At 50.0% G+C, this 21,113-nt stretch carries 19 protein-coding genes; 12 read left to right on the forward strand and 7 right to left on the reverse strand.

The features are described from left to right. Window positions 1-77: 77 nt before the first annotated feature. Window positions 78-884, forward strand: coding sequence for an NAD kinase (locus G9C99_RS11330; RefSeq protein ID WP_166417586.1), 807 nt, complete (start codon window positions 78-80; stop codon window positions 882-884). On the opposite strand, the gene G9C99_RS11335 is transcribed toward G9C99_RS11330, so the two are convergent. The 4 genes from G9C99_RS11335 to G9C99_RS11350 all read right to left on the reverse strand — a co-directional run bounded on the left by G9C99_RS11335 (window position 885) and on the right by G9C99_RS11350 (window position 8,297). Then, on the reverse strand, window positions 885-2,255 hold the full coding sequence (locus G9C99_RS11335; protein WP_166417587.1) for a sigma-54-dependent transcriptional regulator: 1,371 nt from the start codon (window positions 2,253-2,255) through the stop codon (window positions 885-887). Then, a complete protein-coding gene (locus tag G9C99_RS11340) occupies window positions 2,248-3,801 on the reverse strand; it encodes a response regulator (RefSeq protein WP_166417588.1) in 1,554 nt (517 codons plus the stop codon). The genes G9C99_RS11335 and G9C99_RS11340 overlap by 8 nt, the downstream gene beginning before the upstream one ends. Before the next feature lie 143 nt (window positions 3,802-3,944). Then, entirely contained in the window at window positions 3,945-5,834 is a 1,890-nt protein-coding gene (gene prpE, locus G9C99_RS11345; protein WP_166417589.1) for a propionate-CoA ligase PrpE, read from the reverse strand. Window positions 5,835-6,014: 180 nt separating this feature from the next. Next, entirely contained in the window at window positions 6,015-8,297 is a 2,283-nt protein-coding gene (locus G9C99_RS11350) for an NADP-dependent malic enzyme (protein WP_166417590.1), read from the reverse strand. A 146-nt stretch (window positions 8,298-8,443) separates the two neighbouring features. On the opposite strand from G9C99_RS11350, the gene G9C99_RS11355 reads away from it, so the two are divergent. The 7 genes from G9C99_RS11355 to G9C99_RS11385 all read left to right on the forward strand — a co-directional run bounded on the left by G9C99_RS11355 (window position 8,444) and on the right by G9C99_RS11385 (window position 15,403). Beyond that, window positions 8,444-9,529: a cupin domain-containing protein gene (locus G9C99_RS11355; protein WP_166417591.1), complete on the forward strand. Its 1,086-nt coding sequence runs from the start codon at window positions 8,444-8,446 to the stop codon at window positions 9,527-9,529. Window positions 9,530-9,612: 83 nt separating this feature from the next. Next, window positions 9,613-10,005: a cytidine deaminase gene (locus tag G9C99_RS11360; protein ID WP_166417592.1), complete on the forward strand. Its 393-nt coding sequence runs from the start codon at window positions 9,613-9,615 to the stop codon at window positions 10,003-10,005. A 3-nt stretch (window positions 10,006-10,008) separates the two neighbouring features. Continuing rightward, complete coding sequence (locus G9C99_RS11365) at window positions 10,009-11,313, forward strand: thymidine phosphorylase (protein WP_166417593.1); 1,305 nt, start codon at window positions 10,009-10,011, stop codon at window positions 11,311-11,313. Beyond that, window positions 11,310-12,509 (forward strand): phosphopentomutase, encoded by a 1,200-nt coding sequence (locus G9C99_RS11370; RefSeq protein ID WP_166417594.1) that lies wholly within the window; start codon window positions 11,310-11,312, stop codon window positions 12,507-12,509. Before G9C99_RS11365 ends, G9C99_RS11370 begins: the two co-directional genes overlap by 4 nt. After that, window positions 12,506-13,492 (forward strand): adenosine deaminase, encoded by a 987-nt coding sequence (locus G9C99_RS11375; RefSeq protein WP_166417595.1) that lies wholly within the window; start codon window positions 12,506-12,508, stop codon window positions 13,490-13,492. Before G9C99_RS11370 ends, G9C99_RS11375 begins: the two co-directional genes overlap by 4 nt. Then, a complete protein-coding gene (upp, locus tag G9C99_RS11380; protein WP_166417596.1) occupies window positions 13,485-14,117 on the forward strand; it encodes a uracil phosphoribosyltransferase in 633 nt (210 codons plus the stop codon). The genes G9C99_RS11375 and upp overlap by 8 nt, the downstream gene beginning before the upstream one ends. 65 nt (window positions 14,118-14,182) lie before the next feature. Further along, the gene (locus tag G9C99_RS11385; protein ID WP_166417597.1) at window positions 14,183-15,403 is read left to right on the forward strand and encodes an SPOR domain-containing protein; all 1,221 of its coding nucleotides are present in this window, start codon (window positions 14,183-14,185) and stop codon (window positions 15,401-15,403) included. A gap of 37 nt (window positions 15,404-15,440) precedes the next feature. Here the strand turns inward: G9C99_RS11385 and G9C99_RS11390 are convergent, their stop codons facing one another. After that, window positions 15,441-16,457 carry a hypothetical protein gene (locus G9C99_RS11390; RefSeq protein WP_166417598.1) on the reverse strand — a complete coding sequence of 339 codons (1,017 nt, stop codon included), beginning with the start codon at window positions 16,455-16,457 and terminating at the stop codon, window positions 15,441-15,443. A gap of 72 nt (window positions 16,458-16,529) precedes the next feature. Then, window positions 16,530-18,158: an AMP-binding protein gene (locus tag G9C99_RS11395; RefSeq protein WP_166417599.1), complete on the reverse strand. Its 1,629-nt coding sequence runs from the start codon at window positions 18,156-18,158 to the stop codon at window positions 16,530-16,532. An 86-nt stretch (window positions 18,159-18,244) separates the two neighbouring features. On the opposite strand from G9C99_RS11395, the gene G9C99_RS11400 reads away from it, so the two are divergent. The 4 genes from G9C99_RS11400 (at window position 18,245) to G9C99_RS11415 (ending at window position 20,514) form a co-directional block, all read left to right on the forward strand. Further along, window positions 18,245-19,165, forward strand: coding sequence for a DMT family transporter (locus tag G9C99_RS11400; RefSeq protein ID WP_166417600.1), 921 nt, complete (start codon window positions 18,245-18,247; stop codon window positions 19,163-19,165). Further along, window positions 19,162-19,833 (forward strand): sulfotransferase family 2 domain-containing protein, encoded by a 672-nt coding sequence (locus G9C99_RS11405; protein ID WP_331459996.1) that lies wholly within the window; start codon window positions 19,162-19,164, stop codon window positions 19,831-19,833. Before G9C99_RS11400 ends, G9C99_RS11405 begins: the two co-directional genes overlap by 4 nt. A 65-nt stretch (window positions 19,834-19,898) precedes the next feature. Then, complete coding sequence (locus G9C99_RS11410) at window positions 19,899-20,177, forward strand: hypothetical protein (protein ID WP_166417601.1); 279 nt, start codon at window positions 19,899-19,901, stop codon at window positions 20,175-20,177. Between the two features lie 100 nt (window positions 20,178-20,277). Continuing rightward, a complete protein-coding gene (locus G9C99_RS11415) occupies window positions 20,278-20,514 on the forward strand; it encodes a YdcH family protein (RefSeq protein ID WP_166417602.1) in 237 nt (78 codons plus the stop codon). Between the two features lie 113 nt (window positions 20,515-20,627). Here the strand turns inward: G9C99_RS11415 and G9C99_RS11420 are convergent, their stop codons facing one another. Further along, complete coding sequence (locus tag G9C99_RS11420) at window positions 20,628-21,086, reverse strand: CoxG family protein (protein WP_166417603.1); 459 nt, start codon at window positions 21,084-21,086, stop codon at window positions 20,628-20,630. Between the last annotated feature and the right edge of the window lie 27 nt (window positions 21,087-21,113).

Genomic DNA, 21,113 nt, shown 5'->3' on the forward strand with positions numbered 1-21,113 from the left:
ACGCAATAAAACGACGAAAACCGGGGCGCACACGTCATAAATGTTACCTATAGGGGAAAAGTTTCCGATTGGCGACAATGGATACAATTGGATACAATGGGACACAGAATCTGCATGAGGCAAAGGCATTGAAAATTTCATTCGCAGCGAGCGACGCGATGATCGCTCAGGAAAGCTATGCAAGGCTATTGGATCGATATGGCACCTGCGAACCAGAAGATGCAGATGTTATCGTTGCCTTGGGCGGCGATGGTTTTATGCTGCATACGCTTCACAGTACAACACATCTAAATGTGCCCGTTTATGGGATGAACAGGGGAACTGTTGGGTTTCTGATGAATACCTTTGGCGAAGAAAATTTATTGCGGCGCCTTGGTGAAGCCGAAGAAGAAGTGATTAATCCACTGGCCATGACTGCGACGACCTCTGATGGTAATACGGTGCGCGCGCTTGCGATTAATGAGGTGTCTTTGCTGCGCGCAGGACCACAGGCAGCAAAGCTTCGTATTTCTGTTGATGGGCGTGTTCGATTGCCAGAGCTTGTTTGCGACGGCGCGCTTTTGTGTACACCTGCGGGGTCGACGGCATACAACTATTCCGCTCACGGGCCGATACTTCCAATTGGTTCGGATGTATTGGCTTTAACTGCAATGGCTGCATTTCGACCCAGACGTTGGCGTGGTGCGCTTTTGCCGAAAAAGGCCAATGTGGTTTTTGAGGTCTTAGACCCAATCAAGCGCCCAGTTAGAGCTGATGCAGATAGCCGATCTGCGCATGATGTCGTTCGTGTTGAAATGCAAAGTGAGCCCAATGTTATTCATCGGATATTGTTTGATCCGGGTCATGGGCTCGAAGAGCGGCTCATCCGTGAACAATTTGTTTAATTATGAAAGCGTCTTCCACCCGCTGCGTTTGCGATAAAGGGTGGAAGGTGCAACGCCTAAGATTTTAGCCGCACGGGGAATGCTACCGTCGCAAGCCGTAATGGTTTCCTCAATGGCGATTTGTTCGATCTCTTCCAAGCTACACCCCACCAGTTGCTTTATCGAAAGCGGCTCGGCTTCTGCGGTTTCGTGACCACTTATGTAAGAGGATTGAACTTTTGAAAGACCATCGTACAGTTCTGGCGGTAACATTGATTGAGTGACAACCGTGCCGGTGTTCAAAACGACAATGTTGCGGATGATGTTTTGCAATTGTCGAATGTTTCCAGGCCAAGGATGGCGTAAAAGAATTGCGGAGACCTCATCCGAGAAATCGGTAAAACTGCGCCCTTCCTCCTTAGAAAACAACCGCAACATATACTTGCCGATATCAAGTAGATCACGCCCGCGTTCTCTTAAGACTGGCAGTGCAATTGGGATCACGTGGAGGCGATAAAACAAATCTTCGCGCAAAGTCCCGTTTTTGACCGAAATAAGTGGGTCGCTTGTCATGGTTGAGATGATGCGAACGTCTGGCTGGTTCGGAAATTCGGTTTCGCAATTCTGATCTGAGTTGGCGCATTGAAGAAATCTGAGCAGTTTTGCTTGTGCCGACGGTGGAATTGCATCGACGTCTTCAAGAATGAGCGTTCCTTCATGGGCTTGGTGTAACGCGCCGCTCGGGGTTTTCCCTTGCGTGCCAAAAAGAGCAACCTCTAATGTTTCGGCAGGTATGGCACTGCAGGATAGAACAACGCAGGGTCCGCTCGTGCGCCCGGAAAACCTATGGATCATTCGGCAGGTTATTTCTTTGCCAACACCTTTTTCGCCAACAATAAAAACGGATGCCATTGAGTGGGCCACTGTCCGTAGTTTTGAAAGTACATTCTGCATTTGATCAGACGTACCCATATATCCGTGGATAAAACGTTCTGTTTGGGTATCTGCAATATCCGCTGCAATGCTTGTTTCAACTTGGGCATTGGCAACGACTTGTTTGATATGTTGATCTTGAAACGGTTTCAGCAGAAAATCAAAAGCGCCAGCGCGCATTGCTTGAACCGCTCGGTCAACGGTACCATTTGCAGTGATCACAATAAAACGGGAACGGTTTTCATGATCGAGGCATTCTTTCATCAGGTCAAGCCCATCTCGATCAGGTAGGATAAGATCAAGAAGCACAACGCAAGGGGCGAGTTCTTTATATTTCTTCATCCCTTCATAAGCGGTTCCCGCGACTTCGACCCTGTGACCTGCGCTTTGCAAAACTGAACGGTAAACGAGTTGCAAAGATGGGGTGTCTTCGATCAAGAGGATGGGGTGATCAGCCATCATGTTTTCCTGTGTTATCTGATCGTATCATGGCTTCTTGCTGAATAATGTCGCATAATTTCGAAAGCTCTTTGCGCAAGGCCGGTATCATTTCTGTAATTTTAGCTTCGTCATTTGAATGCGCAGCTGTGTTTATTTCCATAGCCATTTGCATCAATTTTTGCGCATCGACGGCTCCAGAGAGCGAAATCAAGACATGGGAATGCGCACGAATTTCATTGCAGCTAACGGGTTGAGTGGCGTTTGCAATTCCTTGATCTACGTCGCGTAAATCTGTCTGAAGCCGAGATAGCAATTCATCGGCGTTTTCTTTTCCAGCGAGATCCAATAAATGATTGAGTTGGGACATATCGTTCGTATCCTCCGGTGAAACGGGGGGGGAGGGGCGCACAGGCGCAGGATCTATCCTTACGTTAGGTAAGAGCAACGCGACAGCTTGTGCGAGGTCTTCGGTCGCCATAATTGGTTTTGCTAAAATTCGATCTGCCCCAGCCTCGTAAATTTTATCACGGTCTTCGCGCATTACAAACGCTGTAATGGCCAATATAGGGAGTTTGCGAAGTGCGGATTTGCTGGCGCGCGCATAACGCATGACTTCAAGTCCTGAAAGTCTTGGCATGTCGATATCTACGAAGGCGATGTCAAAATCTTCGCGTTCTAACCAGTTTATTGCTTCGACACCATCAGAGGCAATTTCAAATTCGGCGCCTAGGGCCTTTAGCATTTGAGCAATTACAAGTTGATTTGTGTCATTGTCATCTGCAAGGAGCACACGGATATTCGACAAATCTATGAGATACTTAGGGGTGTCTTTCTCCGCTTCATATTGCCAAATTTGGGCGGGTAACAATAAGGAAACCAACGCACCGTTGTCGGTATTTTTCACCGTTAGCTTGCCGCCCATGTCGTCGGCGATATTCTTAGCGATGTGCAGCCCCAACCCCGTACCTGGTTTTCCTTGTCCAGAGGGGCGCCCCTGAAATTGATAGAGCTTTTCCAAAGCTTCCTTCGAAAAGCCGCTACCGGTGTCGGATACAACAAAACAGAGCTCTTGTGCTGCTGTCACTGAAACATCCAGCTTTACCAGCCCATCTTCGGTGTATTTTAGGGCGTTGCTGATGAGGTTTGACAGCACACGTTCTAGATTTAGGCGGATGGTGGCAATAACTGCCGGCACTTCAGGCGAAACGTTCACTTGAAAAGTGGTGTCGTTTGCGTTGGCGCGTCCGGCCCATCTCAGGCGCATATCATTCAGCAAACGCCTTAGGTGTAGGTTTGGGGTAATATCTGGTCCAGCATGCATTTCGGTTGTAATGAGCGTGAGGGCATCTTCGACCAATCGTGCAAGAGTTTCGCCAGATGCGCGCACTCGGTCAATTTGCTGACGCGTTGATGTAGGAAGCTCATCTTCTTCTATTAAGCGCAAGCCGCCAATAACATCAAAAACCGCTGAGCGAATATCATGCGCTAAAAACGTGAGCGGTGCATTATCCGTCCCAAGAGAATCTGCGCCATTGGAATTTGGCTGTTTTATGCGTGTTGTCATTGTCCCCCGGGCGCTGGCATCAATATTTATATCATAATATGAGGCAGCGTGTTTCAACAATAGGTTGCGAAGGCCTTTAAATCAATCCGGATCGTCGAATTTCGGCCTTCGCATTCTCTTGTTTGGGTCGGGCTATAGATGTCTTACTTGGCGTATCCTAAGCTTAATAATGCGTCACGAATTTCATCCAAAATCGCAGGATCATCAATTGTTGCGGGCATTTTGTAAGCTTCGTTATCCGCAATCTTGACCATGGTCGCGCGCAATATTTTACCTGATCGTGTTTTAGGGAGCCGATCAACCACAACGGCCAGCTTAAAGGCTGCCACAGGGCCAATTTTTTCGCGGACGAGTTTGGTGACTTCTTTGACCACATCTAAATTATCGCGGTCGACCCCGGAATTTAAACATAGAAAACCGAGCGGCAATTGTCCCTTAAGTTGGTCAGCGACACCAATGACAGCACATTCAGCGACATCTGGATGGGACGATAAAACCTCCTCCATCGCGCCAGTTGATAGTCGATGCCCCGCAACATTGATAACATCATCCGTCCGCGCCATGATGTAGAGGTAGCCATCCTCGTCAATCATACCTGCATCACCGGTTTCGTAATAACCTGGGAAATGTTCAAGATAGCTTTTCAAATAACGGTCTTCTGCATTCCAGAGGGTTGGCAAAGTTCCGGGGGGCAGCGGGAGCTTGATCGCTATTGCACCCAACTCGCCAGCGGGCATCTGATGACCCGCTTCGTCCAAGATTTGAACGTCAAAACCCGGCATCGGTACGGAGGGGGAGCCAAGTTTAACTGGTAACTCTTCGATCCCAAGTGGGTTTGCCGCGATTGCCCAACCTGTTTCCGTCTGCCACCAATGGTCAACAATAGGAACGCCCAACTGATCCTGAGCCCAAGTGATGGTATCAGGATCAGCACGTTCACCGGCAAGATAAACTGCGCGTAATCTGCTGAGGTCGTATTTTTTGACAAACTCGCCCTGTGGATCTTCGCGTTTCACCGCGCGAAATGCTGTTGGGGCGGTGAAAAAGCTTTTGACGTTATGTTCGTCGATAATGCGCCAAAAGGTGCCCGCATCCGGTGTTCCGATAGGCTTGCCTTCAAATACGACGGTTGTGTTTCCATGGATGAGTGGCGCGTAGCAAATATAGCTGTGCCCTACGACCCAACCAACATCAGACGCGGCCCAAAATACCTCTCCGGGATCAACGTTATAGACATTTTTCATCGTCCAATTCAGCGCGACCAGTTGACCCGCTGTGTGGCGAATAACACCCTTAGGTTGGCCTGTGGTCCCAGATGTGTACAAAATATAGGACGGATGATTGCCCTCAACGGGAACGCATTCAGCAGGCTCTACGCCATACTGGAACCCATGCCAGTTAAAATCCCGTCCTTCTTGCAGTTCTGCGACTTCTTGCTCGCGTTGAAAAATCACGGTGAAGTCGGGCTTGTGCGTTGCGAGATCAATCGCACCATCGAGTAAAGGTTTATAATGTACAACACGGCCCGGTTCAATTCCGCAGGATGCAGCGATAATGGCTTTTGGGGTAGCGTCATCAATACGAACAGCCAATTCGTTCGCGGCAAATCCGCCAAACACGACAGAGTGAACCGCGCCAATTCGCGAACAAGCCAGCATCGCCTCAAGTGCTTCGGGGATCATCGGCATGTAGATGATAACGCGATCCCCTTTTCCGACACCTTTGGCGCATAAAGCACCAGCAAGGCTCGCGACTCGATTGCGAAGTTCCACATAGCTGATTTCGCGTTTGGTTTGCGTCACGGGGCTGTCGTAGATGATTGCAGTTTGTTCACCTCTGCCTGCCTCTACGTGGCGGTCCACAGCATTCCAGCAGGTGTTGCATTTTGCGTCAGCGAACCATTCGTAAATTGGGGCATTCTCGTCAAAAAGAGCCTTTGACGGTGGGGTGTCCCAATCGATATCCTTCGCCGCATTCATCCAAAAGGTTTCAGGGTCATTTTTCCACCCGTCATAAACACTCTTATAATCCATTTGGTCCTCCTCCCTCATAGCAGTTGCACAGTGATAGCGACTGTTTTTACACTAGGGCAAGTTGGATACCTGTGCCCGATTGTCGCTTTTGTATGCTGTTGTGTACGCTGTGCCTTGCAAATGTTGCGAGATTTTTGCGGCGATGGAATTTTTATTGGGCCATCGCCTGATTTGTAACGGTTAGCCGTAGTGGGCGACCGGTGTGCCTGCGACCGCAGACATGTTGAGTAGGCCGCGCGCCGTAATAGATGGCGTGACAATATGAGCGCGATTGCCCATGCCCATCAATATGGGGCCGACTTCCAACCCGCCTGCTTTGACTTTTAGGATGTTGCGCACGCCGCTTGCTGCGTCTGTATTCGCAAAAATTAAAACATTGGCAGGCCCTTTAAGGCGTGAGTTCGGGAAAATGCGATTGCGCACCGCTATGTCCAGCGCCGCGTCGATATGCATTTCCCCTTCATAAGCAAAGTCGCGTTCCGATGAATCTAAAAGGGCCAAAGCTGCCCGCATACGTTCACCTGTGTCACATTGTAGATTGCCAAATTGAGAATATGAACAAAGGGCAATTTGAGGCTCTACGCCAAAGCGCCGTACGTGCCGGGCGGCAGATATAGCTGTTTCTGCAATTTGCTCAGGTGTGGGTTCCGGGTGCAAATGCGTATCTGAAATGAAGAGAGGACCGTCTTCTAAGATCATAAGGCTAAGCGCGCCCGTTGGGTGTAGTTCTTTGGTTCCTAAAATCTGCTGCACATAGTTGAGGTGCCACAGGTATTCGCCAAAGGTGCCGCAAATTAGGCTGTCAGCTTCGCCGCGTTGAACCATGATCGCGCCAATGGCGGTTGTGTTCGTGCGCATGATTGCCTTGGCCAGATCAGGTGTCACGCCGCGGCGGGCCATAATCTCATGATATGTGCCCCAATAATCCCGGTATCGCGGATCATTCTCAGGATTGACGAGGTCAAAATCGCGGCCAATTTGCATGGAGAGACCCGCGCGTTCACAGCGGCGTTCGATGACATCAGGGCGGCCAACTAGGATAGGTTTGTCTGTGGTTTCTTCCAGCATAGCGTTAGCAGCACGAAGAACCCGCTCATCTTCACCTTCTGCGAATACGATTTTACGCGATGCTGTTGCCGCTGCTTCAAACACTGGACGCATAAAGAGCGCCGATTTGAAGACCGATTGATTTAGTTTTTCTTTGTAGGCTTCAATGTCTTCTACAGGTGCTTTTGCAACCCCAGTTTTCATCGCGGCATTGGCAACTGCGCTAGCGACGACGCCAATGAGACGCGGATCAAAAGGTTTAGGAATTAGGTAGTCTGCACCGAAGGTCAGCTGTTCGCCTTTATAAGCTGCGGCGGCTTCGGCTGATGTGGTCGCGCGGGCCAACTCAGCAATACCTTCGACACAGGCGATTTGCATTTCATCGTTAATTTGCGTGGCTTGGACATCCAATGCACCACGAAAGATAAATGGAAAGCAGAGCACGTTATTGACTTGGTTCGGATAGTCCGAGCGCCCGGTCGCCATGATTGCGTCAGGTGCAACCGCGCGTACCTCTTCGGGTAAAATCTCTGGGGTTGGATTTGCAAGGGCAAAAACAATAGGGCGTTTTGCCATTTTGCGCACCATGTCTTGCTTTAACACACCAGGGCCAGACAGACCGAGAAATAGGTCGGCATTGTCGATAACATCATCGAGCGTTCTATGCTCTGATGCTTGGGCAAACTCCGCTTTTTGCGGAGTCATTTCCTCTGTGCGACCTTCGTAAACCAACCCAGCAATATCACAGAGCCAAACATTTTCTCTTTTGACGCCCAGTTTCAGCAACATGTTCAGGCAGGCAATTCCAGCCGCGCCTCCGCCTGTTGAAACAATTTTTATATCCTCGATGTTTTTCTCTGCAACGCGTAAGGCATTCAGGGCAGCAGCGCCAACGACGATGGCCGTTCCGTGTTGGTCATCATGGAATACGGGTATGTTCATGCGTTCCCGGCAGAGTTTTTCGACGATGAAACAATCAGGGGCTTTGATGTCCTCAAGATTAATTGCACCAAAAGTAGGCTCCAGTGCGCAAACGATATCGGCAAGCTTTTCCGGGTTTTTCTCATTCACCTCGATGTCAAAGCAATCAATATTGGCGAATTTTTTGAATAGAACGGCTTTGCCTTCCATAACAGGTTTCGATGCCAAAGCACCAATATTGCCCAGCCCCAGAACCGCTGTACCATTGGAAACAACCGCGACAAGGTTTCCACGAGCTGTATATTTTGATGCCGTTTCAGGATCTTTGGAGATCTCAATACAGGCTTCGGCGACACCCGGAGAATACGCGCGGGCAAGGTCACGACCATTTGCCATTGGTTTGGTCGCGCGAATTTCGAGTTTTCCCGGTTTTGGAAATTCGTGGTAATCAAGGGCGGCTTGTCGTCCAGAGGATTGAGAAGGCTTGTCGGTCACTGGGGTTCTCCTGCTTTTCTGGTTTGGTTTAGCGTTAAACTATATTGGATGGTGTGGATAGATTGGATTTATTTCAGGCTTAAAGTAGTTGTTGCATTCAGAGGCGTTCGAACGCAGTCTCTACACAAATGTATTAAGGGGGTCTTATGTCAGAAATACGCGCTGAAATTCGATTGGCGACCGCTGAGCTTCGGGATGATATTCCCTTTTTCACAAAAACCCTAAAAATGAAGATGGACATGATTTATCCTGCGGATGATCCGCAGGTCGCTGTGTTTTCAGGTCATGGCGTGCGCGTTCGGGTCGAAAACGGGGCATCTGAAGCGCCGGCTACGTTGCGCATATTGACAGAAGAGCCAGATCAATTCGCTGGGGGTGAACGTGTTTTGATTGCTCCCAACGGGACACGTATTGAAATTGACGATCTTAACCCACCATTGGTAATGCCCGAGACAGAACATGCGTTTGTCGTACGTCGCCTAAAAGATCAGGCCCCGTGGGTTATCGGACGGGCGGGGATGCAGTACCGCGATTTGGTTCCATCTCGCTTAGGGGGGTCAATCATTGCGAGCCATATCCGTATTCCTGATGGTGGCCCTGTCCCGGATATGGTGCATTTCCACAAAGTGGGGTTTCAGCTCATTTTTTGTATTAAGGGGTGGGTTGATGTCGTCTATGAAGACCAAGGCGAACCTATTCGCTTGCATGCGGGCAATTGTTTCATTCAGCCACCGGAAATCCGTCATCGGGTTCTATTTGCGTCTGATAACATTGAGGTCATCGAAATTGGTGTCCCAGCTGAGCACGTCACCGAGATTGACCATGACATCGAATTGCCGACACCGCATTTTCGTCCGGAGCGTGAGTGGGATGGTCAAAAGTTTGTGCACCATGTGGCGGACACAGCAACATGGACTCCGTTCCGTATTCCGGGCTTCCAAAGCCGGGATACATCAATCGCTGAAAATACAAAAAACGTTGCCGGTGTTCACGTGATACATCCGGGGGACGGCGAGGTCGCTTGGGCTACCCATTCAGCTGACATTCATTTCACCTTTGTGATGCGCGGTAGTATGACATTGGAAGGCGAAGGCAAAGAGCCATATGACCTCGAAGAGGGCGACGCATTTGTAATCCCGCCGGGTATGAAAACAAAATACTCTAACGCATCCGATGACCTAGAGCTGATGGAAGTGAGCTTGCCGGGTATTTTTGAAACCGCATTGGGCTAACTCCTGCGGATAAGCCGTGCTAGGCACTTGCATCCCATGCGTATTGAGAGCATTTTTGACCAATTGGTAATAGGAGGTCAAAAATGTCCCTGCTGGATGCGGCGAAAAAGGTGCGTGAAAATGCACATGCACCATATTCGAACTTCAAGGTAGGAGCCGCAATTACGACTCCTTCCGGTCAGGTATACGTTGGGTGCAATGTAGAAAACGTTGCCTATCCCGAAGGAACATGCGCCGAAGCTGGGGCTATTGCTGCTATGGTTGCAGCGGGTGAGACGCAGATTGTAGAAATTGCTGTTGTTGCTGACTGCCCTACACCAATTCCGCCGTGCGGGGGGTGCCGACAAAAAATAAGTGAGTTCGCAGAGCCGAATGCGCAGGTAACGATGGCAACCGTAGATGGGCAAATAAACACTTTATCCGTTGGTGAATTGTTACCCGGAAGCTTTTCCGCCGCCCATATGGAAAATGGCTAAACGATGGACGCTCAATCGATTATTGCAAAGTGCCGCGAAGGTCTTCCCCTTAGTCCTGCGGAAACGCAATGGTTTGCCAAAGGGTTGGCGACATCTGAGGTCACAGATGCTCAGGCCGGCGCGTTTGCGATGGCTGTGTGTCTCAATGGAATGACCGACGAAGCCCGTGTTCACTTGACTGAGGCAATGCGCGATAGCGGTGATGTGCTGAACTGGGATTTGCCAGGACCTATCGTTGATAAACATTCAACGGGAGGCGTCGGAGATTGCGTATCGTTGATCTTAGCACCAGCTTTGGCCGCATGTGGTGCCTACGTGCCAATGATTTCTGGTCGGGGTCTCGGCCATACTGGCGGAACATTAGATAAGCTAGAAGCTATTCCGGGTGTCCAAACAGAAGTGTCTGAAGCAAAGCTGCGTGAGATGGTTTCTGAAGTTGGCGTAGCGATCGTTGGGGCTACGGGGAACATTGCACCTGCCGACAAGCGTTTGTACGCAATCCGTGATGTAACGGCCACCGTACAAAGTGTTGATTTGATTACGGCATCTATTCTGTCAAAAAAACTGGCCGCCGGGTTGGATGGGTTGGTGTTGGATGTGAAATGCGGATCAGGTGCATTTATGAAAACGCAGGCAGAGGCCACGCAATTGGCACATGCGCTTGTTTCCACCGCCAATGGGGCCGGATGCAAAACGCAGGCGGTTATTACCGATATGTCACAGCCGCTTGCCTCAGCAGCAGGAAATGCGCTTGAGATCGTTGAAGTGATGAATGCGCTGGGCGGGGATCTAGCGTCCCCACTTGCGCAGCTCAGTATTGCTCAAGGTGGTATGGCGCTATTGTTGGCTGGTCTCGCAGAAACCGAGGCGCAAGGCAAAGCAATGATGTCCCGCGCAATTTCATCTGGTGAAGCGCTGGAGCGATTTTCAAAAATGATGCATGCCTTGGGCGGACCTGCTGACTTCAGTCAAACGTGGCAGCGGGATTTACCTGTTGCTCCGGTAAAGGCACCTCTGGTTGCGCCGCATGACGGGTATGTGTCGGAGATCGAGACAGATGCTATTGGCATGGCTGTCGTGCGTCTTGGCGGTGGGCGGCTCGTTGGTGGGCAAGCGCTTGATTATAGTGTGGGGGTATCGCAAATAGCGGGCCTTGGAACGAAGGTGGGCAAAGGCGATGTGTTGGCTTATGTGAACGCGGAATCTGAAGATAGTGCTAATCAGGCGCTGTTATCGCTGAGTGATGCATTTCGCGTTGCGCCCGTCGCAGATGTTCCGCCTTTGATTTTGCAAAAGGTTTTTAAATGACAAGAGCATTTCTCGTGGTTTTGGATTCAGTAGGCTGCGGGGGCGCACCGGATGCTGAAGCGTTTGGTGATCCCGGGGCGAATACGCTAGGGCATATTATCGAAGCCTGCGCAGCAGGCGAAGCAGAGGAGGGTCGAAGTGGCCCGCTAAAAGTTCCTAATCTGGATAGTTTGGGGCTGGGGGCAGCTGTGCGCTTGGCCTCTGATGTTGCAACACCTGGATTGGACGCCGCGCCTCATGGCTACTGGGGGGCGGCAACCGAAACTTCCCCTGGTAAAGATACGCCGACGGGACATTGGGAAATAGCCGGTGTTCCTGTGCCGTGGGATTGGCATTACTTTCCAAATACTGATCCAACGTTTCCCCTGCATATCACCGAAGCTTTGTGTCGCTTTGCAGGGACAAAAGGCATTTTGGGCAATCGACATGCTTCAGGCACCGGGATAATAGAGGAAGAGGGTCAGCGGCATATCGAAACTGGTTGGCCGATTTGCTATACATCCGTTGATAGCGTTTTACAGATTGCAGCGCATGAAGAACACTTCGGTTTGGATCGATTGCTTCAGCTTTGCCGGGATGTCGCCCCACTCTTGCATGAAATGAAAGTGGGTCGTGTCATAGCGCGCCCGTTTGTTGGGGATTGCGAAGCCGGTTTTGTGCGCACGACCAACCGCAAGGACTTCGCGGTAGAACCACCGGAGGCAACCATTTGCGATTTGGTACATCGATCTGGTTCCAAGGTTTACGCTATCGGGAAAATCGGTGACATCTTTTCGATGCGTGGGATAGATGAGCTGCGCAAAGGGGCAGACTCTGAGCTCATGCAGCATTTGGCTGATTTCGTCGACAGCGCAGACGAGGGAAGCCTTACGTTCGCCAACTTCGTAGAATTTGATACGCAATATGGTCATCGGCGTGACGTGTCAGGCTATGCTCGGGCGCTCGAGTGGTTTGACGCCCAACTGCCTAACCTGTTCGCTAAAATGCGGGATGGTGATATCATGATATTTACTGCGGATCATGGAAACGACCCGACCTACCGCGGCACAGATCATACGCGCGAACGTGTTCCTGTGGTCATTCATGGATTAGGTGCTGGTGAAGTCGGGCATTGCGGATTTGCTGATATCGGCGCGTCGATTTCTACCTATCTCAACGTATCTAGGCCCGGTGCCGGAAAGAGCTTTTTGCCATGAGTAAATCCTATCCAAAGGTTGAACTACATATGCACCTAGAAGGTGCGGCACCGCCTGCCTTTATTCGTGGCTTGGCCAAAGAAAAATCCATGGATATATCTGGGGTTTTCGATGAAAATGGTCATTACGCCTACCGCGATTTTGTGCATTTTTTGCGGGTCTATGAAGCAGCCACCGAAACGTTGAAATCACCGGAAGATTACCGCCGTTTGACGCTTGCGGTTTTGGAGGAAAGCGCAAGCCACGGGGTGATTTATTCCGAAACATTTCTGTCGCCTGATTTTTGTGGGGGCGGTGATGTTGGTGCATGGCGTGAATACTTGCTGGCGATCCAAGAGGCTGCGGATGAAGCAGAGCGTACCGCTGGGATTACGCTACGTGGTATTGTGACGGCAGTACGTCATTTTGGACCTGACAAAGCCAAAGCTGCGGCGCTTTGCGCTGCTGAAACGGCTGGAGATTGGCTTGTTGGATTTGGGATCGCTGGGGATGAAAACGCGGGTAAACCGCAGGATTTTGCGTATTCATTTGATATGGCGCGCGAAGCTGGCTTGCGGCTGACAGCTCATGCAGGTGAATGGGGTGGGCCGCAGTCCATCAGAGATGCGCTTAGTCTTGGTGTCGAGCGTATCGGGCATGGTGTTCGCGCTATCGAAGATCTGGCATTGGTTGATCAATTGGCAGAAGATGGGATTGTGCTTGAGGTGTGCCCAGGGTCAAATATTGCCTTAGGCGTTTATCGGCGCTGGCATCAGCATCCGATTGAAAAATTGATAGAGCGGGGCGTTAAGGTAACCGTTTCAACCGATGACCCACCTTTCTTTCACACAACGATGACCGATGAATTTGATCGCTTGTCAACGACGTTTGGTTGGGGTGAAAGCGAATTTCACACCCTGAATAAAACCGCTGCGCAGGCTGCATTTTGCAATGATGACACCCGCGCAAAAATCCTTAAGAAACTGGAGCTATCTGATGCTTGATCACCTTACAATCGTTGACCATCCCCTTGTGCAACACAAACTAACCTTGATGCGCCAAAAGGGGACGCCAACGGCAGGGTTTCGCCAGCTATTACGCGAAATCAGCCAGTTGTTAGCCTACGAGGTGACACGCGAGCTTAATATGACCACAAAGCGCATCGAAACCCCTATGCAAGAAATGGATGCACCGGTTTTAGACGGAAAAAAACTGGCATTGATTTCCATTCTGCGTGCTGGCAATGGGCTTTTGGATGGCGTGCTTGAGCTCATTCCATCTGCCCGTGTTGGGTTTGTTGGTCTTTATCGTGATGAAGAAACCTTAGAGCCTGTTCAGTATTATTTTAAGGTGCCTGAAGAACTCGAAGATCGTTTGGTTATCGCTGTGGATCCAATGCTTGCGACAGGTAACTCTTCGATCGCGGCTATTGATTTGCTGAAGCAGGCAGGGGCGAAAAACATTCGTTTCTTGTGTTTGTTAGCCTCGCCTGAAGGGGTAGCAAAAATGAAAGAAGCGCATCCTGATGTTCCAATCATTACAGCCTCATTGGACGAAAAGCTGAATGAAAAGGGATATATTGTTCCAGGACTCGGTGATGCTGGCGACAGAATGTTTGGCACAAAATGATTCGCTGACTCTTTACTATATCTGTAATCTCGTGCATGCTCCCACTACATATTGTGGGGGCACATATGAAATTATTAAATGTAACATCGGCTATTGCCGTTTGTCTTATGGGTATCGCAGGCCCTATTTCTGCGCAAACAGTTGGGGACGGTATTCAACCCGCCAATTTTCCGCCGTCTAGCTATAGTGGGCGGCAATTTGTAGATAATGACGGGTGCATGTTTGTACGCGCTGGCCCGACTGGCAGCGTCACATGGGTGCCGCGGGTGACGCAATCACGTCGAGTGATTTGTGGGCAGACGCCGACTTTTGCTCCGGTCGTAGATGCACCAGCTGCTGCGGTGGCAGCCGCACCAATTGAGCAAACAGCACCTGCGCAATCTCCGCGCCCACGCGTTACTGCACGGCCAGGACGTACAGGACAGCCAATTGATACGGTAGCATCAACAACGACAGCGCCGCGGATTGGGCGTTTGCGGCAGGGTCAGCAGCAAACAACAGTTGCGACACCCGCACCAGCAACGCCAACTGTCGCACCGCAACCGCAGACGACCACTCGAGTTGTCCGTGTGCCTGCCGCGACCCGGCAACAAAATGCAGCCCCTAGTGGTGGAACGCCTTGTGTCCCAACAACTGGACGATATGCAGTGCGCTGCGGCCCGCAATCTGTTCATCCGGGCGATGTCGCCCGTGGTGTCGTGCGGCCAAATGGCGTATCATATTCAACTGAAACGGTGCAAGATCCGGTCAGAAACCGAGTTCGTGGTGACACGGAAGCTTCTTATCGGCCACGCCGTGAACCGGTTCCGGTTACCATTCCTGAGGGATATGCTGCGGTCTGGACGGATGACCGCTTGAATCCACATCGCGGGCCAAGGACACGCGAAGGCGATCGTCAAATGGCACGTGTATGGGTGCCTACAACACCTATGGTTGCTGCGGTAGAAGACTCGTATCGGGATGGCCGCCGTGTTCGGATTATTCGCACATTGCGTCGGCCTGCACGAACGGCTGCTGCTATACCAGCGCCACAAACAGCCGTGCCAGTACGGTCAAGAACGACACGTACGGAACCAACGCCAACCACTGTTACGCGTAGATATTTGCGTGTTGGTCAGTTCCGGGATACGACCGAGGCATCCGTTGCTTTGCAGCAATTACGCCAACGTGGGGTTCAGGTGCGGCTGGCAGCATCAGGGGATAACGTCTTGGTCTTAGCTGGCCCATTTCCCGAAGATGCTGCGTTGAACGCGGCGCGTCGTCAGGTTCGGGCTGCTGGCTATTAATCAATAAAAATAGCCCACGCGTTGGCGGGGCTATTTTTTATTCACTGCATATTGATTGCAAGCTTATCCAATTTCCGTCGCTTAGAACGGGTCGAGATTGTTCATTTGAATATGGATCAGCCTCGATGAGGGAAATTGTTGTCTCCCCAGAGATATCAACAGCATAAGCATAGGGGGACGTGCTGACGTTTGCTGCTGTGAACTGCGGCAATAGATCGGCTTCAGGTACATGCTGCACCTCGTATACGGCCAGCATTTCAGCATAACGTTCCAGATCTTCTTCTGCGATATTGCCCGTGGTTAAAAATTGTAGCTGACTGAAAAAACCAAGGGTTTCAAAAAAGCGGTCCATCGGATCACGTTGAGAAATCCGTTGTCGTTCGGCTAATACATAACCTGCCGCAACTTCTGGTTCTTCGTAGTCTTCGACCAAAGATCGATTAAGGAGAATGTAGCCGCCCGGTAAGTTTTCCGTTTTGATGATGCCTGAACGTAAGACGACAAATTCACGTATTTCCGGAGAGAGGCGGTTACGCAAATTTGTCAGAGCACGGTTGCCCAATAAACTACTACATTTTTCCCCAGTTAATCGGGTGATGTGTCCCAGCAATCGATTTCCAATATCAACGCGTGTTACGTCGGGTGTAATACGCACGGCATGCTCTCGCAGAGCATCCGGGAGCCAGAAAACAGATAGGCTAACAACTGCAGCAAGGGCTGGAACTAGGAAAAGAAAGCGTAACTTCCCAGATTTTTTCTTGGTCTTGGTGATTGCAGCTAAGACACGTTCCACCGCTTCAATCATTTGGGGGTCGTCAAGCTCGAGTGTTTCGACCAAATCCCCGATGTCAGGTGAGAACAGCGCGGGGGTTTTGTTAGGGTTAATACGTCGAATAGCTGCGAGCGACCAATGGGTCAGCGCGACATCGTTTTTGTCAGAAATAACGAGTGTTGCATTGCCAAAAGAAACAACAACTTCACGTCGCTGCGCATCTGGGCTTTCACGCCAGAGGCCAATGCTTTCTAATCTTTGATATTCTTTTAAGGCGGTCATTACGTTCGCGACTACTGTGAAGTCTTGTCCTGTTGGTATTAGCCTACAGGACAAGAAACAAAGCCACAATCATCAGTGCGTTCGGATTGACTGCCTAAGTTCAAATTTTTGGATTTTTCCCGTTGATGTTTTGGGAAGCTCTTGAAAAATTATGCTTTTCGGGCATTTAAAACCAGCTAATCGTTCTTTCATAAAGCTGATTAACTCTGCCTCAGTTGCGGTCGCACCATCTTTGAGCTCAACGAAGGCGCAGGGTACTTCCCCCCACTTTTCGTCGGGTTTGGCGACAATTGCACAAAGCAAGACAGCAGGGTGATGCATCATCGCGCCTTCCACCTCTACCGATGATATATTTTCTCCGCCGGAAATGATGATATCTTTCGCACGGTCAGCGATTTTTAAATACCCGTCTGGGTGCTGGAATGCGATGTCGCCGGTGCGAAAAAAACCACCCTCAAAAGCTTCTTCGGTTGCTTTGGGGTTTTTGAGGTATCCCTTCATAACGGAATTGCCCCGGACAACGATTTCACCCTGTGTTTGCCCATCCATTGGAATTTGTTGTAATTGCTCGTCAACTGATGTGATGTCTTCCATCATGGGCATCAAAATTCCGGTGCGAGCCTTAATGTCCGCTCGTTGGTCCGCCGGTAGGTCATCCCAAGAGTCATGATGCCATAGGCATTCGGTTACATGACCGTAGGTTTCCGTTAATCCATAAACCTGTGTAACGTTGAAGCCCAAAGGTTCAATGGCACCTAGAGTTGCAGCGGGTGGAGGTGCGCCAGCTGTAAAAACCTCTACAATATGGTCAAAATCACGGCGTTCAGAAGCCGCTGCATTTACCAGCATATTCAGTACGATGGGCGCTCCGCCAAAATGGGTTACGCCTTCGTCCGCTATCGCGTCATAAATTGATTTTGCATTTACATCACGGCAGCAAACAACTGTTCCACCGAGAAGAGGTATCATCCAAGTGTGGTTCCATCCGTTGCAGTGAAACAATGGAACGATGGTCAGGTAGCGCGGGTGGAGAACCATTTTCCAACTGATCACGGTTCCCATTGTCATGAGGTACGCACCACGATGGTGATAAACAACCCCTTTAGGGCGGCCAGTTGTGCCTGAAGTATAGTTCAGAGCCAGACTTTCCCATTCGTCTTCGGGCATAATCCAGTTGAACGCAGGGTCTCCCGAAGCCAACAGGTCTTCGTATTCGGTATAGGCACCGGAACCGTGCACACCCGCGATATCGTCCGCGACTTCAATTAAAATCGGCGCGGGACCTTCCATGTTTTCGCAGGCAGATACAGCAAGCGGCAAAAACTGCGGATCAACGAGAACAACCTTGGCTCCGCCATGATCAAATATATACGCAACTGTATCTACATCCAGACGTATGTTTATCGTATTCAAAACCGCGCCGCAGGCAGGAATACCAAAATGGGCTTCGGCTTGCGCAGGTATGTTTGGTAGCAAAGTTGCGACGACATCACCTGAGCTCACTCCGAGTTTTTGTAGGCCAGATGCCAATCGCGAAACACGCTCGTGATAATCGCGGTAGCTAATGCGACGAGAACCATAAACAACGGCGTCATGGTCAGGAAACACATGTGCCGCGCGTTTCAAGTGTGACAGCGGAGACAAAGCAACATGATTTGCCGCGCATTTTCCCAACCCGGTTTCGTCAGCCATCCAACCCATTTTCTTCCTCCCACAAAATCGGTGCTGGACAAACACTATGTCGGGGCTCATGGATTTGAAAACGGAAAAACGACAAGGTAAGTGCAATGAGCGATCCAGGCAGCGAGTATCAGACAGCCAAAGCAAGTTTCGCTATTGTGGTTGCAATGGCTCTTTTGGCAATTGTGGATAACTTTATAGCGCGATTGGCCGAAGATGGCGGTCTGTGGCAGTTTCATTTGATCCGCAGTGCTATGGCAATCCCGTTGCTTTTTGCATTGGCAATAATAACGCGGCAAGATTTGACACCTCACAGATGGGGGGCGTTGGTTTTGCGCAGTGTGATACATGCGCTTGGCTTAGTGATATATTTTGGGTCCTTGGGTTTTTTACCGCTTTCTCAAGCTGGGGCAGGCTTATTCACGTCACCGTTTTTCGTCTTGTTGATTTCAGTAATGTTTTTTGGCGCGCCCGTGGGGATCTGGCGGATTTTAGCCCTAATATCTGGTTTTGGAGGAGTTATTATCGTGCTAAATCCCGACCCTTCAGAGCTCTCGGCGTTGTCCCTCATCCCGTGCTTGGCAGGATTGTTCTATGGGCTGGCAATGGTTGCAACCCGACAATGGTGTGCGCAAGAAAACAATATCTCCATTGTTCTTGGTGTGTTTTGTGTTCTGGCTGTGTTCGGAGCGATTGGTTTGATCGCTGCGCAGGTCTTCGAAATGCCCGCAAACATCGACCCCTATTTGACGCGGTCCTGGGCTGCGCCAACGGTGGTGTTTTTAAGTATCTGCTTTTTGCAAGCCGTTGGATCAATTGCCGCCGTTTGGCTGGTGACATGGGCTTACAAAAACGGCGAAGCTTCATCGGTTTCAATTTTTGAATATTCTTTCTTAGTATTCGCCCCAATTTTTGGTGTGTTGTTTTGGGGGATCGCAATTTCGGCGCAGTCCGTGTTGGGTATTTCAGCGATTATTCTTTCGGGTGTGATTATCGTGTTGCGGACACGCTCGCCAATAGGCGCTTGAGGGAATATGATGCAGATATGATCATCTCCCACGGCCGAAAGTATATTTTCATTCATATCCCGAAAACTGGTGGGACATCCATGGCGCTAGCGCTTGAAGCGCGGGCGATGAAAGATGACATGATGCTTGGCGATACACCCAAGGCGAAGAGAAGGCGTGGTCGGCTTTCGGAGCAGCAGGCATCAGGGCGATTGTGGAAACATTCTCGCATGCGCGATATCTATGGCTTAGTCACACAAGAAGAAATCGAGAATTATTTCACGTTCACTATGGTGCGTAATCCTTGGGACAGGATGGTGAGTTACTATCATTGGCTTAAGAACCAAAATTTTGCCCATCCTGCTGTGTCGTTGGCAAAATCATGTGAGTTTGATGCGTTTATAAAAGACAATGGTACGCAAAGGGCCATGTTAGCAGGAAATGCATCACACTATATGAAAGATCAAAATGACGTTGAGCAATGCGATCACTTTGTTCGGCTAGAACACCATGCCGAAGACATTGTTCGTCTTGAAAAGCATTTGGGATTTTCATTGGGTTCTTTGCCAACTGAAAATAAATCAACACGTAATCAGGATTATAGACTTTACTACAGCACGGCGACGATGACCATTGTTGAACAATGCTGTTCGGAAGACATTCATAGGTTTGGTTATAGTTTTTCCTGAAAACCTTATTGATTTGTTCTCTTTTTGTTCGTATCTATTTGATGTTACTTTTAGTGAGAAAAATCATGCATCACGATACTGACGCTCAAACAAAGACACACTACATCTGCCAGATGTACGAAAAGAAACCTTCTGGGCGCGGAAAACCTGACGCCTTGGTTGTTGCTAATACCTTTCAATATACCACTGCTGCTCAGGCAGAGGATCGGGCGCAACGGGTTTTCGCGGCCCAGCAGTATGTCGGAGCTGATGCATACTCGTTGGTCGAAGATCTCACTTCGGACGAAGTGGGGGAGCCAAACTTTCTCGTGCGGCTGGGTGAGGTTCCTGATCTGGAGAACTGACAGCTGAGGCTAGTTTCAAGATGGAAATTGATCAGTATCAAAGTGGGGCGCTTGATAGTGGGGTAAAGTGTCGGCAACAGGATACATAAAGGAATGGCACATGGCCCACACCCCTCATGAACTTCACGAAGAATTTCCCGAGTATGCCGATAAGATAAGTGCTCTCAAACAATCTGACGCGCATTTTGTGAAGTTGTCAGAAGAGTACCACACTTTAAATCGCGATGTGCATCGTGCCGAAACCGACGTTGAGCCCACAGATGATGCTCATATGGCTGAAATGCGGAAAAAGCGGATGGTTTTAAAAGATGAAATTGCGCGCCTTTTGAGCGCATAAGCAATTAGGCTGTCTTCCCAAACAGTCTAATGTGCCACCTCAGTGTTTGCGTCACTTTCTTCTGTGGTGGCATATAGGGCCAATGGTGTGTCCAATTCCCTTGGCCCTCAATTTTAGCTTTCGGTTTCTGTTGTGCCCTCAAGGATATTTTGAAAGCGCTCGAAAAACTGGTCGGCCATTTTTCTGGCAAACCCGTCAATTAATCTTGATCCAAGTTGGGCGATCTTACCACCAACTTTGGCTTCGACTTCGTAATGAAGCTCGGTGCCGTCTTCATGATCTGTAAGCCAGACTTTTGCTTGCCCCTTGGCAAAACCTGCGACTCCGCCTTTGCCTTCACCTTTGATCAAGTAACTTTCTTCGGGAACGATATCGGATAGGGTAACGCCGCCTTTGAAGGTTGCTTTCACGGGGCCAACCTTTTGTTTGACCGTTGCCTCAAACCCGTCTTCGGGTGATCCTGTAAGTTCTTCGCAGCCGGGAATACATGCCGCGAGCGTTTCGGCACTGTTGAGGTGTGTCCAGACATCGGCGCGGCTTGCGTTGATGACACGGCTGGCGTTGAGTTCCATGAAAACCTCCGGTTTGTTTCTTTATGC

It is taken from the genome of Cochlodiniinecator piscidefendens, assembly GCF_011326755.1.
GTDB classification, from domain to species: Bacteria; Pseudomonadota; Alphaproteobacteria; order Rhodobacterales; family Rhodobacteraceae; genus Cochlodiniinecator; species Cochlodiniinecator piscidefendens.

Bases quoted from the DNA above. Each gene is read 5' to 3' on its own strand.
- G9C99_RS11330 (WP_166417586.1), top strand. From the start codon at position 78: ATGGATACAATTGGATACAATGGGACACAGAATCTGCATGAGGCAAAG.
- G9C99_RS11335 (WP_166417587.1), bottom strand. From the start codon at position 2,255: ATGGCTGATCACCCCATCCTCTTGATCGAAGACACCCCATCTTTGCAA.
- G9C99_RS11340 (WP_166417588.1), bottom strand. From the start codon at position 3,801: ATGACAACACGCATAAAACAGCCAAATTCCAATGGCGCAGATTCTCTT.
- prpE (WP_166417589.1), bottom strand. From the start codon at position 5,834: ATGGATTATAAGAGTGTTTATGACGGGTGGAAAAATGACCCTGAAACC.
- G9C99_RS11355 (WP_166417591.1), top strand. From the start codon at position 8,444: ATGTCAGAAATACGCGCTGAAATTCGATTGGCGACCGCTGAGCTTCGG.
- G9C99_RS11360 (WP_166417592.1), top strand. From the start codon at position 9,613: ATGTCCCTGCTGGATGCGGCGAAAAAGGTGCGTGAAAATGCACATGCA.
- G9C99_RS11365 (WP_166417593.1), top strand. From the start codon at position 10,009: ATGGACGCTCAATCGATTATTGCAAAGTGCCGCGAAGGTCTTCCCCTT.
- G9C99_RS11370 (WP_166417594.1), top strand. From the start codon at position 11,310: ATGACAAGAGCATTTCTCGTGGTTTTGGATTCAGTAGGCTGCGGGGGC.
- G9C99_RS11375 (WP_166417595.1), top strand. From the start codon at position 12,506: ATGAGTAAATCCTATCCAAAGGTTGAACTACATATGCACCTAGAAGGT.
- upp (WP_166417596.1), top strand. From the start codon at position 13,485: ATGCTTGATCACCTTACAATCGTTGACCATCCCCTTGTGCAACACAAA.
- G9C99_RS11385 (WP_166417597.1), top strand. From the start codon at position 14,183: ATGAAATTATTAAATGTAACATCGGCTATTGCCGTTTGTCTTATGGGT.
- G9C99_RS11390 (WP_166417598.1), bottom strand. From the start codon at position 16,457: ATGACCGCCTTAAAAGAATATCAAAGATTAGAAAGCATTGGCCTCTGG.
- G9C99_RS11395 (WP_166417599.1), bottom strand. From the start codon at position 18,158: ATGGGTTGGATGGCTGACGAAACCGGGTTGGGAAAATGCGCGGCAAAT.
- G9C99_RS11400 (WP_166417600.1), top strand. From the start codon at position 18,245: ATGAGCGATCCAGGCAGCGAGTATCAGACAGCCAAAGCAAGTTTCGCT.
- G9C99_RS11410 (WP_166417601.1), top strand. From the start codon at position 19,899: ATGCATCACGATACTGACGCTCAAACAAAGACACACTACATCTGCCAG.
- G9C99_RS11415 (WP_166417602.1), top strand. From the start codon at position 20,278: ATGGCCCACACCCCTCATGAACTTCACGAAGAATTTCCCGAGTATGCC.
- G9C99_RS11420 (WP_166417603.1), bottom strand. From the start codon at position 21,086: ATGGAACTCAACGCCAGCCGTGTCATCAACGCAAGCCGCGCCGATGTC.